Raw genomic sequence first — 17,206 nt, 5'->3', positions numbered from 1 at the left:
CGGGCGGCGCCCGCGAGCGCCGCCCGATGCGGATCGGGATCGCTTTACAGCACCACTGTCCGATGCCCGCTGATGAAGACCCGCCGTTCCAGATAGTCGCGCACAGCCTGGGCCAACGCGCGGCATTCCAGGTTGCGGCCGGTGGCCAGCAACTGATCGGGGGTTTGCGCATGATCGACCGGTTCGACGGACTGGGTGATGATCGGGCCTTCATCCAGATCGTCGGTCACGAAGTGGGCCGTGGCGCCGATCACCTTGACGCCGCGTTCGTAAGCCTGATGGTAAGGGCGGGCGCCCTTGAAGCCCGGCAGGAAGGAATGATGGATGTTGATGGCGCGGCCCGCCAGCGCTTTGCTGGTTTCGGGACGCAGGATTTGCATGTATCGGGCCAGAACGACCAGTTCGGAACCGGTCGTGCGCGCCAGATCCAGGATGGCGGCTTCCTGTTGCGGCCGGGTGTCGTCGGTGACGGGCAGATGGTGGAATGCGATGCCGGCGGCCTCGGCATGGCTGCGCAGGGTGTCGTGATTCGACGCGATGGCCGCGATGTCCATCGGCAGTTCGCCCATCCGGGTGCGAAACAGCAGGTCCGCCAGGCAGTGTTCCAGCTTCGACACCAGAATCAGTACCCTGGGGCGGCGCGCCATGTCGTGGATGGTCCAGCGCATGGAAAAACGCTGGGCCAATTCGGTGAAATCGCGGTTCAGGGAGGCGATGTCCAGCGCTTGGGGGCCATCGGTGTGGAAGACGCAGCGCACAAAGAATTGCTGCGTGCTTTTTTCGTCGAAGACGGTGAATTCGTCGATGTAGCCTTGTCGCTGGTCCAGGAACGAGACGATGGCTGCGACTTGGCCGGCCTTGCTGGGGCAGGACACCGTCAGGCAGAACAGTGCGCTGGCGGCGGGTGGGATGGGCGATGATGGGTGCTGCATGATGTGTCTCCTGGGTCGAGTGGCTGGCGGGGCGCGCCGGCCCTGTATCGGTGCCCACTACATCATGAGGGCGCGTATCCGCCTAGAATGGAAACGTCATGGCGCCTGAATCGTCGGGCATGGAGAGGCAAGATCATATGAGTACTGGACCGGTGCGTTTTGGCTTCATTTTGCTGCCGCATTTCACCCTGACCGCCTTTTCCGGCATGCTGGATGTGCTGCGCCTGTCTGGCGATGAGGGCGACCACAGCCGCCCGATGCGGTGCGCCTGGCAGGTGGTCGATGAAACCCTGACGCCGGTCCGCTCCAGCAGTGGCATCCAGGTGGTGCCCTCCGAACCGCTGGGCGATCCCGCCCGCTTCGATTATGTGGTGGTCGTCGGTGGCCTGCTGCAGCGTCCGCCGGTCAGTCCCGGGATGCTCGAGTTCATCCGCGAAGCGGCGCGCAAAGACGTCCATCTGGTGGGCTTGTGCACGGGGGTGTTCACCCTGATGCAGGCTGGCGTGCTGGATCAGCATCGCATCTGCATCAGCTGGTTCCATTATTGGGATTTTCTGGAACGCTTCCCTGGAATCGATCCGGCACAGGTTGTGGCCGACCGTCTGTATGTTTTCGACCGGCGCCGCATCACGTGTTCGGGGGGGCGGGCGTCGATCGATGTCGCCGCCGAAATCCTGCGACGTCACATCGATCAGTCCATCGTGCAGAAGGCCCTGCGCATCCTGCAGGTCGAGGATGCCGGCCGGGCCAGCGCCGCCCAGCCGTTGCCGCCCGGCATCCAGCCGACGACGCATCCCGCCGTGCGGCGCGCCGTCCTGCTGATGGAGCAGCACGTCGGACGGGCACTGAGCCTGGATGAACTGGCCGGCAAGCTGGGTATTTCCGTGCGCCACCTGGAACGGCTCTTCAAGGAAGCCACCGGGCAGGGGCCTCAGGCCTATGCGCGCGGCATGCGGCTGCGCCTGGCGGCCTGGCTGTTGACTCATACCAAGAAAACCATTGCCGCCATTGCGTCGGAATGCGGTTTTGCCGATGCGTCCCATCTGGGGCGCGAATTTCGCGCGGCCTTCAAGATGCCGCCCAGCGCGTGGCGCGGCCGTGCCCAGCTGCCCGATACGCTGCTTTCGCCACCCGACCCGGTGGCCGATTACATCAGCGAGGTATTTCCCGGGCGCAGCGAGTTCTTCTGAGCTGGGGATTCCTAGCCGGAATCTTCCATGAGTACGGCGAAATAATTCTATCGAGTCGAGCCCGCATTTGATGTACTACACCCATGACGCCAAACATGGGTGCGCCATCATACAAGCGAGGAGACCATGAGTAATCGCTACTCGATCTTCAGCCTGATTCGCAACGGGCTGAGCCACAATGAAAACTGGGGAAGGGCGTGGCATAGCCCCGAACCCAAGCGGGAATACGATGTCGTCGTGATCGGCGCGGGCGGACACGGCCTGGCCACCGCCTACTATCTGGCCAAAGTGCATGGCATCCACAATGTGGCCGTGCTGGAAAAAGGCTGGCTGGGCGGTGGGAACACCGCGCGCAACACCACCATCGTCCGCTCGAACTATCTCTGGGATGAATCGGCCCAGCTTTATGAAAAGGCGATGCAGCTTTGGGAAGGCCTGTCGCAGGACCTGAACTACAACGTCATGTTCAGCCAGCGCGGCGTCATGAACCTGGCTCACAATCTGCAGGAAGTGCGCGACACCCAGCGGCGCATCAATGCCAACCGCTACAACGGGGTCGATGGTGAATGGCTGACGCCGGCGCAGGTCCAGGAGATCGTGCCCAACATCAATCTGAACAGCCGCTATCCCGTGCTGGGCGGTTCGTTCCAGCGGCGCGGCGGCGTGGCCCGCCACGATGCCGTGGCTTGGGGCTTTGCCCGCGCGGCGGACCGGCTTGGGGTGCATATCATCCAGAATTGTCCGGTCCTCAATATCCGGAAGAAAGACGGCGTGGTCGAAGGCGTGGAGACGGGCAAAGGCTTCATCAAGGCCAAGAAAGTCGCCGTCGTGGTGGCGGGGCATTCCAGCGTGCTGGCCGAGATGGCCGGCGTGCGTCTGCCCATCGAGAGCCATCCTTTGCAGGCGCTGGTTTCCGAGCCGGTCAAGCCCTGCGTCCATACCGTCATCATGTCCAATGCCGTGCACGCCTACATCAGCCAGTCCGACAAGGGCGACCTGGTGATCGGCGCCGGCATCGACCAGTACCTGGGTTACGGCCAGCGTGGCAGCTTCCAGAGCATCGAACACACGCTGCAGGCCATCGTCGAGATGTTCCCGTCCCTGAGCCGCGTGCGCATGAACCGTCAATGGGGGGGCATCGTGGACGTGTCGCCTGATGCGTGCCCGATCATCACCAAGACCGGGATCAAGGGGCTGTATTTCAATTGCGGGTGGGGAACCGGGGGGTTCAAGGCCACGCCGGGCTCGGGCTGGGTCTTTGCGCACACGGTTGCGCACGACGAGCCGCATCCACTGAACAAGGCCTTCTCCGTCGACCGCTTCTATAGCGGCCATCTGATCGACGAGCACGGCGCAGCCGCCGTGGCCCACTGAAGGAGACATCATGTTGCAGATCAAATGCCCGTGGTGCGGGGATCGCGCCGAAAGCGAATTCAGCTATGGCGGGGAAGCCGGGATCGTGCGTCCCGTGGACAACGCCTCGATGGATGATCGCGAATGGGGTGATTACGTGTTCATGCGCCGCAATACGTTCGGGCTGTTTCGCGAGCAGTGGGTTCATGCCCAGGGTTGCCGCCGCTGGTTCATGGCTGAACGCGATACGCGGACCTATGACATCCAGGGCTACGAGACCTTCGATGGTCAGAGTCACGAAACCGCCGAACCGATCCGGGAGGCCGTATGAATCAGGATAGTCGTTTGCCCCAGGGCGGGCGTGTACGGCGCGGCGCGCCCGTGCACTTCACGTTCAATGGCAAGGCCTATACCGGCCTGCAAGGAGACACGCTGGCGTCGGCCCTGCTGGCCAATGGCGTGCATTTCGTGGCGCGCAGTTTCAAGTACCACCGCCCGCGCGGCATCATGACCGCCGGGGTCGAAGAGCCCAATGCGCTGGTGCAGCTGGAAAGCGGCGCGTATACGGTGCCCAACGCGCGTGCGACCGAGGTCGAACTCTATGAAGGCTTGCGCGCGACCAGCGTCAATGCCAAGCCGGACATCGAGCATGACCGCATGGCGATCATGCAGCGCTTTGCGCGCTTCATCCCGGCGGGGTTCTATTACAAGACCTTCATGTGGCCGCGCAGCTGGTGGGGCAAATACGAGGAACGGATCCGTGACGCCGCGGGTCTGGGCTCGGTGCCCGACACCCAGGATCCCGATCGCTACGAGAAACGCTATGCGCACTGCGATGTGCTGGTGGTGGGGGCGGGGCCGGCGGGGCTGGCGGCTGCCTGCGCGGCAGGCCGCACCGGTGCCCGGGTCATTCTGGTGGACGATGGTGGCGAGGCGGGGGGCAGCCTGTTGCGCGCCCAGGAAGTCATCGACGACAAACCCGCGCTGGATTGGGTCGCCGAACGCATGGCGGAATTGGCCGCCCAGCCGGAAACACAGGTGCTGCAGCGCACTACCGCCTTTGGCTACCAGGATCACAATCTGGTTACCGCCTGCGAGCGGCTGCACGACCATCTGCCGATCATGCAGCGAAGCGGCGTGCGCGAACGCATCTGGAAGATCCGCGCGCGGCACGTGGTGCTGGCGACTGGCGCCCATGAACGGCCGCTGGTATTCGGCAACAACGATATTCCGGGCGTGATGCTGGCGGGTGCCGTCTCCGCTTATATCCACCGCTATGGTGTGTTGCCCGGCCGCCGCGCGGTCGTGTTCACCAACAACGACAGTGCCTACCAGACAGCGATCGACCTGAAGCGCCATGGCGCCGATGTCACCGTCGTCGATCCGCGCGTGCTCAGCCACGGGACCCTGCCGACAGAGGCCGAGCGCCTGGGGGTCCGGGTCATCCATCAGACGGTGGTGGCCGAGGCACGCGGCGGCAAGCATGTGACCGGTGTGCGCCTGCGGGGCCACGGCGCCAGCTTGCGCGACGGCATCGATGCGTTGGCCTGCGATCTGCTGGTCATGTCCGGCGGCTGGAATCCTGTGATCCACCTGTACGCCCAGTCGCGTGGCAAACCGCGCTGGTGCGAGGAACGGGCCTGCTTCGTGCCGGATGCGGCGGCTCAGCCGCAAAGCAGCGCGGGTGCCGCCAACGGCGACTTCAGCTTGCAAGCCGCCCTGGTGGGTGGCGTGCAAGCCGGCCTGCGGGCGGTGCAGGGCGCCGCGCCGACGCGTCCGGCCGATCTTCCCGACTGGTCCACCCATTCCGTCGAGGTCACGCCGCTGCTGCCGCTGTGGTCGGTTGGCAAAGGCAAGGATGCCACGCGGGGTTCGAAGCAGTTCATCGATTACCAGAACGATGTCTCCGTCTCCGACATCCTGCTGGCGGTCAGCGAGGGCTACCACTCGGTCGAGCACGTCAAGCGCTATACCGCCATGGGTTTTGGCACCGATCAGGGCAAGCTGGGCAACATCAACGGCATGGGGGTGCTGGCTGAAGCCTTGAAGCAAAGCATTCCGGCAACCGGGACCACGACATTCCGTCCCAACTACACGCCGGTCAGCTTCGGCGCCATGGCGGGGCGGGAACTGGGCGACTGGTTCGATCCGATCCGCCGCACCTGCCTGCACGACTGGAATCTGGAACAAGGCGCCATCTTCGAGGATGTGGGCAACTGGAAGCGCGCCCACTACTATCCGAAACCGGGCGAGGACATGCACGCGGCGGTGCGGCGCGAATGCCTGGCCGTGCGCAACAGCGTCGGCATCCTGGATTACAGCACCCTGGGCAAGATCGATGTGCGCGGCCCGGATGCGGTCGAGTTCCTCAATCGCCTGTACATCAATTCCTGGACCAAGCTGCAGCCTGGGCGCTGCCGTTATGGCTTGCTGCTGGATGAAAACGGCATGGTCATGGACGACGGCGTGAGCATTCGCCTGGCCGAGGACCATTTTCTGCTGACCACCACCACCAGTGGCGCCGCCCGCATCATGAGCTGGATGGAGCGCTGGCTGCAGACCGAATGGCCGGATCTGCGGGTCTATCTGACGTCGGTGACCGACCAGTATGCGGTGGCGACCGTTGCGGGCCCCCACGCGCGCAAGGTCCTGACCGCCGTCTGCAAGGACATCGATTTCAGCAATGAAGCCTTTCCTTTCATGAGTTTCCAGGAAGGCACCATCGATGGGGTGTTCGCGCGCGTCCTGCGGGTGAGCTTTTCCGGCGAGCTGTCCTACGAAATCTATATGCCGGCCAACATGGGCCGCCATATCGTCGAGCGGTTGATGAAAGCTGGCCAGCCCTACGGCATCACGCCCTACGGCACCGAGACCATGCACGTGCTGCGCGGTGAAAAGGGTTACATCATCGTCGGCCAGGATACGGACGGGTCGGTCACCCCGATGGATCTGGGCATGGGCGGCATGCTGGCCAAGACCAAGGATTGCCTGGGTAAGCGTTCGCTGTCGCGCAGTCATACCAGTGGTCCCGGGCGCAAGCAGTTTGTCGGCCTGCTGGCCAAGGACCCCGCCTGCGTGCTGCCTGAAGGCGGCCAGATCCTGCAGGGCCCGACCCAGGCGACCATCGCCCCGATGTTCGGCCATGTGACCTCCAGCTACATGAGCCCGATCCTGGGACGGTCGATTGCGCTTGCCATGCTCAAGGACGGCCAAGCACAGATGGGCCATGAAGTCACGGTGGCCACGGCCGATGGCCGATTCATGCCGGCACGCGTCTGCAGTCCGGTGTTCTACGATCCCGAAGGAGCCCGTCAAAATGTTGACTGAAAACAAACAGCAGAGCCCGCTGACGGGACTGCATGTGGACTTTGGCCTGCCCCTGTTGCATGGCGCCCCTGATCGGGTGTCCTTGAGCGAGCAGCCTCTGGTCAGCCTGGCCAATCTGCGTGTGGACCCATCCGATCCCGCCGCCCTGGGGGCCGTCCAGGCGTGTCTGGGGCTGGAACTGCCCCTGGTGCCCAATACGGTGACCCGTCATGGCGATATCACGGTCTTGTGGCTGGCACCCGACGAGTGGCTGGTGCGCACCGGGGCCGGCAGCGGGGACGATCTGGCATCCCGGGCCGAACACGCGCTGGCGGGCCATTGGTTCGCGGTCACGGACCAGAGCAGTGGCTATTCCGTCGTCCAGCTGCATGGACCGGGGGTACGCAATGTGCTGAACGCGGGCTGTCCGCTGGATCTGCACCCCCGTGCCTTGCCGTTCGGCCGGTGTGCCCAGTCGCATTTCTTCAAGACCAGCGTACTGCTGTACCCGCTGGGGGAAGATGGCGATGCCTGGGAACTGATCGTGCGGCGCAGCTTCGCCGATTACGCCGTGCGCATGCTGCTCGATGCGATGGAGAGCTGACCGCCGATCCGCGTGGCGGCACGGGCCGCCTGCGGGGGCGATCGCGGCGCCTACCCGCGCCGCAGCTCGAATGACGGAAACAGCGCCGCCAGTGCGTCGCTGACCGCCGCACATGGCCAGTCCCGCAAGGACTGGCCATGTGCGTTCAGAGCCTCGTCGGCGCAGCCTTGGGGCCGGAATACCTGCACTGCGTAGCGGCGCACCCCGTATTGCGCCAGTGTCTGGCCCAGCGCCAGCAAGCCGTCCTGGCTGATCAGATCGGGGTGCGCCGTTGTGCGGCATTCGAAATCCACTCCGCTGTCCAGCACGGCCCGCAAACTGTCGCGCGCGGGTTCGCCGCTGCGGGTCACCCCAGTGATCCGTTCGTAGTCCTCAAAGCTGGCTTTGATGTCCAGACCCACCCAGTCCACAGCGGGCAACACCTGTGCGAGCCGGCGCGGGTGGGTCCCGCCCGTGTGCAGGCCAATGCGGTAACCCAGGGCCCTGACCTGGTCGATCGCGGCGCCCAGGCCGGGATCCATAGTGGGCTCGCCGCCGCTGAAGACGACACCGTCGATCAGGCCGACCCGGCGCCGCAGGAAGGCCAGGACGCCATTCCAGTCGAGCGGGCTGTCGGCGGTGCGGGGCTGCAAGTGCGGGTTGTGGCAATAGCCGCAGCGCCAGGGGCAGCCCTGGACGAAGATGACGGCGGCCAGCAGGCCGGGATAGTCGGTGGCGGTGAAGGGCACCAGGCCGCCGATCTTGATGCGTGTGGTGGTTGGCATTTTGCTTGGGGGGAGTGTTCTACGCACCGGCCTCGTCCCGGCCTGGAACGCCGTCGCGACGGCGTCCGCGGTGGAATGACCAGTGCTCTGTGCTTATGCGGCGTGTCGAGCCGGGGCTTGCCCCGTGCGCCGTTCGACGAAGAAGCGGCGCTCGTGAAATTCGCCCTTCTTGCCGATATTGAAGGACGACATGGGCCGGTGGTAGCCCATGACGCGGGTCCAGATCTCGCAGGGCTGGCGTTCGGCGTCGTTCAGTGTGATGGGGGTGTGGGTCATGATGTGCTCCTGAAAGGATGGTGAGTGAAAAAATGCCGGGCCCGGCAGGCCCGGACGGGTGAAAAGGGTGGGCCGGCGCTCAGGCCGGGCTGGCGGCCGCGATGCCCTCGGTGACCGGGGCGGCTGTCGAGGCAGTGACCCGTTTGCGTGCCAGCAGTTCATCGTCGCAGGTCGGGCAGAAGTCGTGCCGGCCCGGCAGGTAGCCGTGCTTCGGGCAGATGGAAAAGGTCGGCGTGATCGTGATGTAGGGCAGCGAGAAGCGGCTGAGCGTGCGGCGCACCAGGGTGCGGCAGGCCTCGGCCGACGACAGCGGTTCGGTCATATACAGATGCAGTACCGTACCGCCGGTGTACTTGCGTTGCAGCTCATCCTGGCGTTCCAGGGCCTCGAAGGGGTCGTCGGTGAATCCCACCGGCAACTGCGACGAATTGGTGTAGTAGGGCATGTCGGGCGTGCCCGCCTGCAGGATATCCGGCCAGCGGGCACGGTCTTCCTTGGCGAAGCGATAGGTCGTGCCTTCGGCCGGGGTGGCTTCCAGGTTGTATAGGTGGCCGGTGGCTTCCTGGAATTCGATCATGCGGGCGCGGACATGGTCCAGCAGGCGCACGGCGAAGGCATGGCCCCAGGGGGTGGTCAGATCATGTTCGTCGCCGGTGAAGTTGCGGATCATTTCATTGACGCCGTTGACCCCCAGCGTGGAAAAATGGTTGCGCAGGGTCCCCAGGTAGCGGCGGGTATAGGGGAACAGGCCGTCGTCCATGTGCTGCTGGATGACCCGGCGTTTGATTTCCAGACTGTCGCGCCCCAGGGCCAGCAGTTCGTCCAGCCTGGCGAGCAGACCGGGTTCGTCGTTCGGGTGCAGGTAGCCCAGGCGGGCGCAGTTGATGGTGACCACACCCAGGGATCCGGTCTGCTCGGCCGAGCCGAACAGGCCGTTGCCGCGCTTGAGCAGTTCGCGCAGATCCAGCTGCAGGCGGCAGCACATGGACCGGATCATGTTGGGCTTCAGTTCCGAATTGATGAAGTTCTGGAAGTAGGGCAGGCCGTATTTCGCCGTCATCTCGAACAGCCGTTCGGCGTTGGGGCTGTGCCAGTCGAAGTCCGGCGTGATGTTGTAGGTCGGGATGGGGAAGGTGAAAGCCCGTCCGTGCGCATCGCCCGCCATCATGACCTCGATGTAGGCCTGATTGATCATGTCCATCTCGGCCTGCAGATCGCCGTAGGCGAAGGGCATTTCTTCGCCACCGATCACGGGCACCTGCTCGCGCAGGTCTTCCGGGCAGACCCAGTCGAAGGTCAGGTTGGTGAACGGCGTCTGCGTTCCCCAGCGGGAGGGGACGTTCAGGTTGTAGATCAGTTCCTGGATGCACTGGCGCACCTGGTCGTACGTCATGGCGTCCTTGCGGATAAAGGGCGCCATGTAGGTGTCGAAGGAACTGAAGGCCTGGGCGCCGGCCCATTCGTTCTGCAGCGTGCCCAGGAAATTGACGATCTGGCCGACCGCGCTGGACATGTGGCGCGGCGCGGCGGATTCGACTTTGCCGGGCACGCCGTTCAGGCCTTCGTTGAGCAGCGTGCGCAGCGACCAGCCGGCGCAGTAGCCCGACAGCATGTCCAGGTCGTGGATGTGCAGGTCGCCCTGGCGGTGAGCCTGGCCGACGGTTTCCGGGTAGACGTGACTGAGCCAGTAATTGGCGATCATCTTGCCCGAGGTGTTCAGGATCAGCCCGCCCAGCGAGTACCCCTGGTTGGCGTTGGCGTTCACGCGCCAGTCCTGCTGGCGCAGGTATTCGTCGATGGAACGGATGACGTCCACGTGGGGAATGGGGCGCTCGGCCGGGCTCTGGGGCTGGATGGAAGTCATCCGGAATTCCTCTATATATTGTGTATTCGTGAATATTAAACACAATATATAGTGTCATCAAGCGATCCAGAGCCTTTTTCTGATAGCCTTGATGGGGGTCAAGAACAGACGCGGCGCACCGCCACCCGGTCAGTGCCTGGATGGCGGTGCGATTCCCAGAGGGCCAAGGATGACGGGCTGCGGTACGTATCGCAGCGTCAGGACAGATCGATCCAGATCGTCTTGAGCTGGGTGTATTGGTCGTGCGCGTGGATGGAGTTGTCGCGGCCGCCGAAACCCGACTGCTTATAGCCGCCGAATGGCGTCGAGATGTCGCCCTCGCCGAAGCTGTTGACGGTGACGGTGCCGGCGCGCAGCATCCGGGCGCCTCGGATCACCCGTTTGCCGTTGGCCGAGAAAATCGAGGCGGCCAATCCATAGTCGGTGTCATTGGCGACCGCGATGGCTTCCTCGAAGCTGTCGACGGTGATCACGCTCAGGATGGGACCGAAGATTTCTTCGATGGCCAGTTTCGAGTCGCGCCGGGTGTCGACGATGGTGGGTTCGACGAAGCCTTCGGACACGATCTTGCCGCCCATCAGGACTTTTTCCGCCCGGGTCGCTTCCAGGTAAGCGCTGACCTTCTGGAAGTGTGCTTTCGATACCAAGGCGCCGACGCGCACGGCGGGATCCAGCGGATCCCCCACGATCCATTGCGCAGCCTCGGCCTTGACTCGTTCGAGCAGGCGATCCTTGATGCCGCGCTGGACGATCAGCCGGGACGCAGCCGAGCAGTTTTCCCCCATGTTCCAGAACGCGCCGTTGACGACGTGCGCCGCCACGGTGTCCAGGTCTTCCGCGTCGTCCAGAACGACGCAGGGGTTCTTGCCGCCCAGTTCCAGTACCACTTCTTTGAGGTTGCTGGCGGAGGAATAATTCAAGAAGCGCCGCCCGGTCGCCGTCGAGCCGGTGAAGCTGACCATGTCCACGTCGGGATGTTTGCCCAGGGGCTCACCGACTTCGGTGCCGGAACCGGTGACGATGTTCAGTACGCCGGCCGGCAGCCCGGCCTGGACCGACAGTTCGGCTACGCGCAGCGCTGTCAGCGTCGTTTCTCCGGCGGGCTTTATGACGACCGAGCAGCCGGAGGCCAGGGCGGGGCCGATTTTCCAGGCCAGCATCAGCAGCGGAAAGTTCCAGGGCAGCACCAGGCCGACGACGCCGACGGGCTCGCGCACCACCAGGGCGATGTGGCTGTCCGAGGCGGGGGCGACCTGATCGTAGATTTTGTCGATCAATTCGGCGTGCCATTTGAGCACGTGGATGGTTTCCGGCACATCCACGGTTTCGCAGTCGAAGATGGTCTTACCGCTGTCGATGCTTTCCAGTACGGCCAGTTCGCGGGCGTGCGTTTCCATCAGATGGGCCAGGCGCAGCAGGGTTTCCTTGCGCTCGCGGGGGTGGATGCGCGACCAGCGGCCGTCTTCGAATGCGGCGCGCGCGGCGCCGACGGCCAGATCCACGTCTTCGGCGTTGCAGGCGGCAATCTCCGTCAGCACTTCGTTAGTGGCGGGATTGGCGGTGGTGAAGGTCCGGCCCGAGATTGACGGGCGGAATACGCCATCGATGAAGGCGTGTTGCGGCAGTTTCAGTTCTGCTGCGATGTGGTGGTATTGGGCCGTGGTGAGGAAGTCGGACATGGGGACTCTCTGGGTTGATGAACGATGGGGCGTCGGCAATGGGCTAGGTGTGATCGGAGCGCGTTATCGTGATGGACGGGGTTTCCCCCTGCCGCCCAGGGCCGCTTTGGACAGCCGATCCATCAGCAGCGCCACCGCGACGATGGCCAGGCCGGCACGCAGCCCCAGGCCCATTTCCATGCGCGTCAGACCGCGGGTGACTTCCGCACCCAGGCCGCCCGATCCGACCAGACCGGCCAGGACCACCATCGCCAGCGACATCAGAATGCACTGGTTCAGGCCGACCAGCAGCGTGGGCATGGCAGCCGGGATTTCGATCTTCAGCAGCACGGTGCGCGGCGGCGCGCCCAGCGCCTGGCCCAGTTCCTGCAGATCGTGCGGGATCTGCTTGAAGGCCAGCGTCGTCAGGCGCAGCATCGGCGGGATGCCGTAGACGATGGTGGCGATGATGGCCGGGACGCTGCCCAGGCTGAACAGGATCACGGCCGGGATCAGATACACCCAGGGCGGCACGGTTTGCATGATGTCCAGTATCGGACGCAGAACGGCTTCCAGAGCCGGCCGGCGGGCGGCCAGCACGCCCAGCGGAAAGGCGATGGCCACGGACAGGACGACGGCCACCGTGACGAGGGTGATCGTCTGGATGGCTTCGGGCCACAGGCCCACGCCCCAGCAGAATCCCTGCGTCAGGGCTGTGATGACGGCGGGGCGCAGACCCAGCAGCTTCAGGACCAGCGCGGTGCTGACGAGGATTAGCGCCCACGGCGGCAGGATCATCAGGAGCGCGGTCAGGCCGTCCAGCACGAGCTGGATGACATCGCTGATGAGGGCGAACAAGGGATGCCAATGGACATTCAGCCAATCCACCGCCGGGGTCAACCAGGCGCCGGGCGAGAGGGTCGGAAGGATCGCGCTCATGCTTTTCTCCCTTTGGGGCTGGAGGCGCCGGCGCTTTGGCTGAGCCGGTCCAGAATCATGGTCAGGATCACGATAGCCAGTGCCGCGTCGATGGACTTGGCAATGTCAAGCTTGCGGATCGCGTCGTAAATGGTCTGACCCAGGCCGCCGGAACCGACGATGCCGGCGATGACGACCATGCCGAAGGCCATCATCAGGCTCTGGTTGATGCCGGCCATGATGCTGGGCAGGGCGAACGGCAGCCGGATCTTGGTGAACATCTGCCAGCGTGTCATGCCGGTAGCCATGCCCAGTTCGAGATATTCGACCGGCGCCATCCTCATGCCGAGCGCCGCCAGGCGGAAGGCCGGGGGAAACGCCACAACCAGGGTGGCGACCAGCGCGGTCGCCGGCCCGTAGCCGAGCAGCGCAATCCCGGGTAGCAGATAGATGTACGGGGGCAGCGTTTGCAGCAGATCCAGCATGGGTTCAGCCAAGTGGCTCATCCCGCGGATATAGACGCTCAGGATGCCTGACGGGATCGCCAGCAGCAGCGCCAGCAAAGTGGCGGCGATCACCAATGCCAGCGTGGCGGTGGTCTCGGGCCATAGATTCATCATCTGGCAGATCACCAGGGCAGCGGCGGACAGGACCCCGAAGCGCCGGCTGACGAGGCGCCAGCCCAGCAGGCCAACCACCCCCGCCACGATATAGAACGGCGCCAGGTTCAGGACCCACAGGATGGCGGCGTTGAGGCCTTCCAGCCCCGCTTGGATGGCGGTGAAGATCTGGCTGGAGCTGTCTGTCAGACGGGCCAGGGCGTCTTCCATCCAGCCGTCGAACGCGGAGATCAGATCGGTATGGTTCATGAGATGCGCTCCTGGAGCAGGTCAATGCGCGGCGGGCCGTTCGTTGCCCTGGATGCCGTTGAGCAGATCGCGGGGCGAGACGATGCCAATGGGGCTGCCGTCGCCCATGATGGCCACCGAGTCCAGTTCCTTGAGGGTGGACAGCGTGATCAGTTCGGCGATGTCGGTCTCGGCCGCGGCGCGTGGCAGGGCCTCGATGGCGACGTCCGGATACGCGGCGCGGAATTCGGCGACCGGCCGCATGATGGAACGGGCTTTGACGAGATGCAGGCGGGAGATGCCGGCCACGAATTCCGCCACATAGTCGTCGGCGGGGTTGCGGACTATTTCCTCGGCGGTCCCGACTTGTATGAGGACGCCGTCCTTCATGATGGCGATACGGTCGCCGATGCGGATCGCTTCTTCCAGGTCGTGCGTGATGAACGCAGCCGATTTGCCCAGTTGTTTGGTCAACGTGCGGAATTCATCCTGCAATTGCCGTCGGATCAAGGGGTCGAGCGCGCTGAACGGTTCATCCATCAGGATGATCTCGGGATCGGAGGCGATGGCGCGCGCCAGTCCGACGCGCTGTTGCATGCCGCCTGACAGTTCATTGGGGTAGTGGTGTTGCCAGTCGGCCAGGCCGACCTTGTCCAGCGCTTCCGCTGCGATCTTGTTGCGTTTTTCTTTGGGCACTCGCTGGACTTCCAGGCCGAAGGCGGTATTTTCAAGCACGGTGCGCTGGGGCAGCAGGGCGACGCTCTGGAACACCATGCCGATATGGTGCGCGCGCATGTTGCGCAAGCCGGCGGCGTCCAGGGTGGCCAGATCCTTGCCTTTGACCAGCACTCGGCCCTGGGTGGGTCGGATGAGCTGGTTCAGCAGGCGGATCAACGTCGATTTTCCGCTGCCGGACAGGCCCATGATGCAGAAAATTTCGCCCCGCTTGACTTGCAGGCTAACGCCCGACACGCCGACCGTACAGCCGAATTTTTGCAGCACATCGCGTTTGGACAGGCCCTGACTGGTGATGGCTTTCATCGCCGCAGGCGCCTGTTCGCCGAATATTTTCCAGACCTGCTGGCAGTCGACCAGGATCTCTTCGGACGGTATGGTGGTTGTGGTCATGCTGAGCTCCTCCGGTTGCGCAGCGTGTGCGCAGGTGGCTTCTCTGCCAGGACTCCGGCCTTGCGGTGCGATGCCGGAGTCCGGGGATGATCAATACTTCTTGATGTTTTCCCAGCGCTTGACGAGATCGGCGTTCTTGGCGATCCAGGCCTTGCTGGCTTGTTGCACGGTCTGACCGTCATTCATGCCGACGTTGATGTCGGCAATGGCGCTCAGGGGCAGGTAGATGCCTGCCAGGATTTCACGCACTTCGGGGTTGGCCTCGGCGAAGCCCTTCTTGCCGATCCAGTAGTAGGCCTGGGGGCCGGGGAAGACGTTCTTGGGATCCTTCAGGAACTTCATATCGTACTTGACCATCATCCAGGTCGGTTCCCACAGCGTCACGGCGATCCACTCCTTGCGGTCCACGGCGGACTTCAAGGCGGCGGTCATGCCGGCCGTGCTGCCGTCGACCAGCTTGAGCTTCAGGTCATAGGCCTTGACGGCCGAGGCGGCGTCGCGCATGAGCCCGGAGCCGGGTTCGATGCCGACGATCTTGTCGCCGAACTTGCTGGCGTTTTCATTGAGTTGCTTCATGGAGTCGATCGTCACGTATTTGGGGACGGCAACCGCCTGGTACAGCCCGAAGGACACGGGGGACAGTTTTTCCAACCGGCTCTTGTTGCGGCTCCAGTAGTCCTGGGCCGCATAATCGATTTGCGAAGCCATGAACTGCACGTCGCCTTTGACGAGCGCGGCGTAAGCAATGCCGATCTCGGAGAATTCGGTCACCTTGACGTCGTAGCCGGCCTTTTCCAGGATGTTCTTGGTGACGTAGGTGATGGGAGTCAGGTCTTCCCAGGACATTGTTCCCATGTTGATGGTGCCTTTGGCCGCGTAGGCGGAAGAGGCCATGGCGCCGGTCATGACGGCGGCGCAGAGCAGTTTCTTGAGCAGTTTCATGTGTTGTCTCCTGATGTCGTTGTGTTCTCGGTTTACTTCGGTGCCCGGATCGGGGGCCGTTCCGGGCGCTTGCGTCGGTGGGAGGTCAGCCCTCCCGGCCGGCACGCAATTGGTGCCATCGAATGACGGATTGGATACCCAGCCAGGCGATCGGCTGAGGCGGCAGACGGGACGGCGGCGGTTGCTGTTGGAACTGCCGCAGAGGTTCGCTGTCCGTGCCGGTGGCCAGTTCCGCGGCCATCATGCCGGCCAGGGTGCTTTTGACCGTGCCCAGTCCGTTCTCGCAACAGGCGGAATAAAGCCCCGGCTCGATTTCCCCAAAGGCGGGCGCATGGTTCGTGCTCAGGCACAGCGCGCCCGCCCAGCTGAATTCCATGGGGATGTTTTTCAGTGCGGGGAATCGTGCGTCGAAGGATCGCCGTTCCTGGGCAGCGATTTTCGCGACTTGCTGTTCGGAAACCCGGATGTCCGGGTTGTAGGTGAAGTGCGTCCGGACCACGATGCGCGACTGCCCGTCGTGGGTGATCTTGCGCAGTGTGGCCCCCATGGGATCGGCGGGCAGCAGGGCCCAGCGGTCGACACCGGCTGCGCCGGCCGGAAAGGCGGCCGTCATGGATGCGTAGGTGTAGACATGGATCAGGCGGTGCCGGAAGTGGCCGAAGCTTTCGATGTGGCCGTTGACGGCCAGGATGACGCGGGGAGCCTGGACGGTGCCCCGGGTCGAGACCGCTTCCCAGACTGGGCCCTTGCGGGCGAGCGACAGCACAGGCGAGTGCTCGAACAGGTCGGTCTCGCCTGCCAGGCCTTCGGCGAGTCGCCGGATGTAATCGGCTGGCTGGATCATCACCGCGCCCGGGGTATGGACGCCCCCCAGGTAGTAGTCGGTGCCGGTGATTTCGCGCATCTGGACGGCGTCCAGGGTCTCGCTGGGTTCCCCGATCTGCTGCAACGAATCGGCGAAGCCGAGGTTCAGCTTCAGGCCTCGTTCCGTGGCGGCCGCGTTGATCTTGCCCGAGGGGTCGAAGGTTGTGGCCGGCATACGGTATTCCCGTGCGACCTCGGCGGCGAAGGCGATGGCCATGCGGTTCTGGCGGATTTCCAGGAGACTGGAGTCCGCGCCGCCGACGGAATAATTGCCGGACGTCAGGTTGTGGGGCACGTCGATCATGAAGCCGGAGTTGCGCCCGGAGGCGCCGATGGCGATCTCCTGGGCGTCGAGTACGATGATCTTGTCCTCGGGGCGCAATTGGCGCAGTCGTCGCGCAGCCGACAGGCCCCCGAAGCCGGCGCCGATGATCAGCCAGTCGGCTGACTGAGCCCCTTCGAGGGCGCGGGCGGGAAACCGCCGGGGGGCAAGGGCCGCCCAGCCCGACAGGCCGGTTTCGGTGGGCTGGCGAATCGTGGTTTGACTCATTGCGTTTTA

15 protein-coding genes are annotated in these 17,206 nt (G+C 64.2%); 5 read left to right on the top strand and 10 right to left on the bottom strand.

Translation table 11 applies throughout. The annotated features are described in order from the left end of the window. Positions 1 to 44: 44 nt before the first annotated feature. Positions 45 to 932 (bottom strand): formyltetrahydrofolate deformylase, encoded by an 888-nt coding sequence (gene purU / locus ABCV34_RS06320; RefSeq protein WP_345798359.1) that lies wholly within the window; start codon positions 930 to 932, stop codon positions 45 to 47. 137 nt (positions 933 to 1,069) lie between these two features. On the opposite strand from purU, the gene ABCV34_RS06315 reads away from it, so the two are divergent. The 5 genes from ABCV34_RS06315 to ABCV34_RS06295 all read left to right on the top strand — a co-directional run bounded on the left by ABCV34_RS06315 (position 1,070) and on the right by ABCV34_RS06295 (position 7,385). Then, positions 1,070 to 2,122, top strand: coding sequence for a GlxA family transcriptional regulator (locus ABCV34_RS06315; protein ID WP_345798358.1), 1,053 nt, complete (start codon positions 1,070 to 1,072; stop codon positions 2,120 to 2,122). 126 nt (positions 2,123 to 2,248) lie between these two features. Further along, on the top strand, positions 2,249 to 3,496 hold the full coding sequence (locus ABCV34_RS06310) for a sarcosine oxidase subunit beta family protein (RefSeq protein ID WP_345798357.1): 1,248 nt from the start codon (positions 2,249 to 2,251) through the stop codon (positions 3,494 to 3,496). A 10-nt stretch (positions 3,497 to 3,506) separates the two neighbouring features. Then, a complete protein-coding gene (locus ABCV34_RS06305) occupies positions 3,507 to 3,806 on the top strand; it encodes a sarcosine oxidase subunit delta (RefSeq protein ID WP_345798356.1) in 300 nt (99 codons plus the stop codon). Continuing rightward, the gene (locus tag ABCV34_RS06300; protein ID WP_345798355.1) at positions 3,803 to 6,802 is read left to right on the top strand and encodes a sarcosine oxidase subunit alpha family protein; all 3,000 of its coding nucleotides are present in this window, start codon (positions 3,803 to 3,805) and stop codon (positions 6,800 to 6,802) included. The genes ABCV34_RS06305 and ABCV34_RS06300 overlap by 4 nt, the downstream gene beginning before the upstream one ends. Further along, positions 6,792 to 7,385, top strand: a complete 594-nt coding sequence (locus ABCV34_RS06295) for a sarcosine oxidase subunit gamma family protein (RefSeq protein WP_345798354.1) — start codon at positions 6,792 to 6,794, stop codon at positions 7,383 to 7,385. Before ABCV34_RS06300 ends, ABCV34_RS06295 begins: the two co-directional genes overlap by 11 nt. A 50-nt stretch (positions 7,386 to 7,435) precedes the next feature. Here the strand turns inward: ABCV34_RS06295 and ABCV34_RS06290 are convergent, their stop codons facing one another. The 9 genes from ABCV34_RS06290 to ABCV34_RS06250 form a co-directional block, all read right to left on the bottom strand. After that, positions 7,436 to 8,149: an anaerobic ribonucleoside-triphosphate reductase activating protein gene (locus tag ABCV34_RS06290; protein WP_345798353.1), complete on the bottom strand. Its 714-nt coding sequence runs from the start codon at positions 8,147 to 8,149 to the stop codon at positions 7,436 to 7,438. Positions 8,150 to 8,242: 93 nt separating this feature from the next. Then, positions 8,243 to 8,425, bottom strand: coding sequence for an anaerobic ribonucleoside-triphosphate reductase (gene nrdD / locus ABCV34_RS06285; protein ID WP_345798352.1), 183 nt, complete (start codon positions 8,423 to 8,425; stop codon positions 8,243 to 8,245). A 79-nt stretch (positions 8,426 to 8,504) separates the two neighbouring features. Next, positions 8,505 to 10,289, bottom strand: coding sequence for a ribonucleoside triphosphate reductase (locus tag ABCV34_RS06280; protein WP_345798351.1), 1,785 nt, complete (start codon positions 10,287 to 10,289; stop codon positions 8,505 to 8,507). Positions 10,290 to 10,486: 197 nt separating this feature from the next. Further along, positions 10,487 to 11,968: an aldehyde dehydrogenase gene (locus tag ABCV34_RS06275; protein WP_345798350.1), complete on the bottom strand. Its 1,482-nt coding sequence runs from the start codon at positions 11,966 to 11,968 to the stop codon at positions 10,487 to 10,489. Positions 11,969 to 12,031: 63 nt separating this feature from the next. Beyond that, on the bottom strand, positions 12,032 to 12,886 hold the full coding sequence (locus tag ABCV34_RS06270; RefSeq protein WP_345798349.1) for an ABC transporter permease subunit: 855 nt from the start codon (positions 12,884 to 12,886) through the stop codon (positions 12,032 to 12,034). Continuing rightward, positions 12,883 to 13,734: an ABC transporter permease subunit gene (locus tag ABCV34_RS06265; protein ID WP_345798348.1), complete on the bottom strand. Its 852-nt coding sequence runs from the start codon at positions 13,732 to 13,734 to the stop codon at positions 12,883 to 12,885. The genes ABCV34_RS06270 and ABCV34_RS06265 overlap by 4 nt, the downstream gene beginning before the upstream one ends. A gap of 21 nt (positions 13,735 to 13,755) precedes the next feature. Beyond that, a complete protein-coding gene (locus tag ABCV34_RS06260) occupies positions 13,756 to 14,841 on the bottom strand; it encodes a betaine/proline/choline family ABC transporter ATP-binding protein (protein WP_345798347.1) in 1,086 nt (361 codons plus the stop codon). 90 nt (positions 14,842 to 14,931) lie between these two features. Then, positions 14,932 to 15,783 carry a glycine betaine ABC transporter substrate-binding protein gene (locus ABCV34_RS06255; RefSeq protein ID WP_345798346.1) on the bottom strand — a complete coding sequence of 284 codons (852 nt, stop codon included), beginning with the start codon at positions 15,781 to 15,783 and terminating at the stop codon, positions 14,932 to 14,934. An 85-nt stretch (positions 15,784 to 15,868) separates the two neighbouring features. Beyond that, a complete protein-coding gene (locus ABCV34_RS06250) occupies positions 15,869 to 17,197 on the bottom strand; it encodes an FAD-binding oxidoreductase (protein ID WP_345798345.1) in 1,329 nt (442 codons plus the stop codon). Between the last annotated feature and the right edge of the window lie 9 nt (positions 17,198 to 17,206).

The sequence above is a fragment of the Castellaniella sp. MT123 genome, assembly GCF_039614765.1.
Taxonomy (GTDB): domain Bacteria; phylum Pseudomonadota; class Gammaproteobacteria; order Burkholderiales; family Burkholderiaceae_B; genus Castellaniella.
Note: the sequence above shows the minus strand (reverse complement) of the source record. Positions and strands in the feature narration are given on the sequence as shown.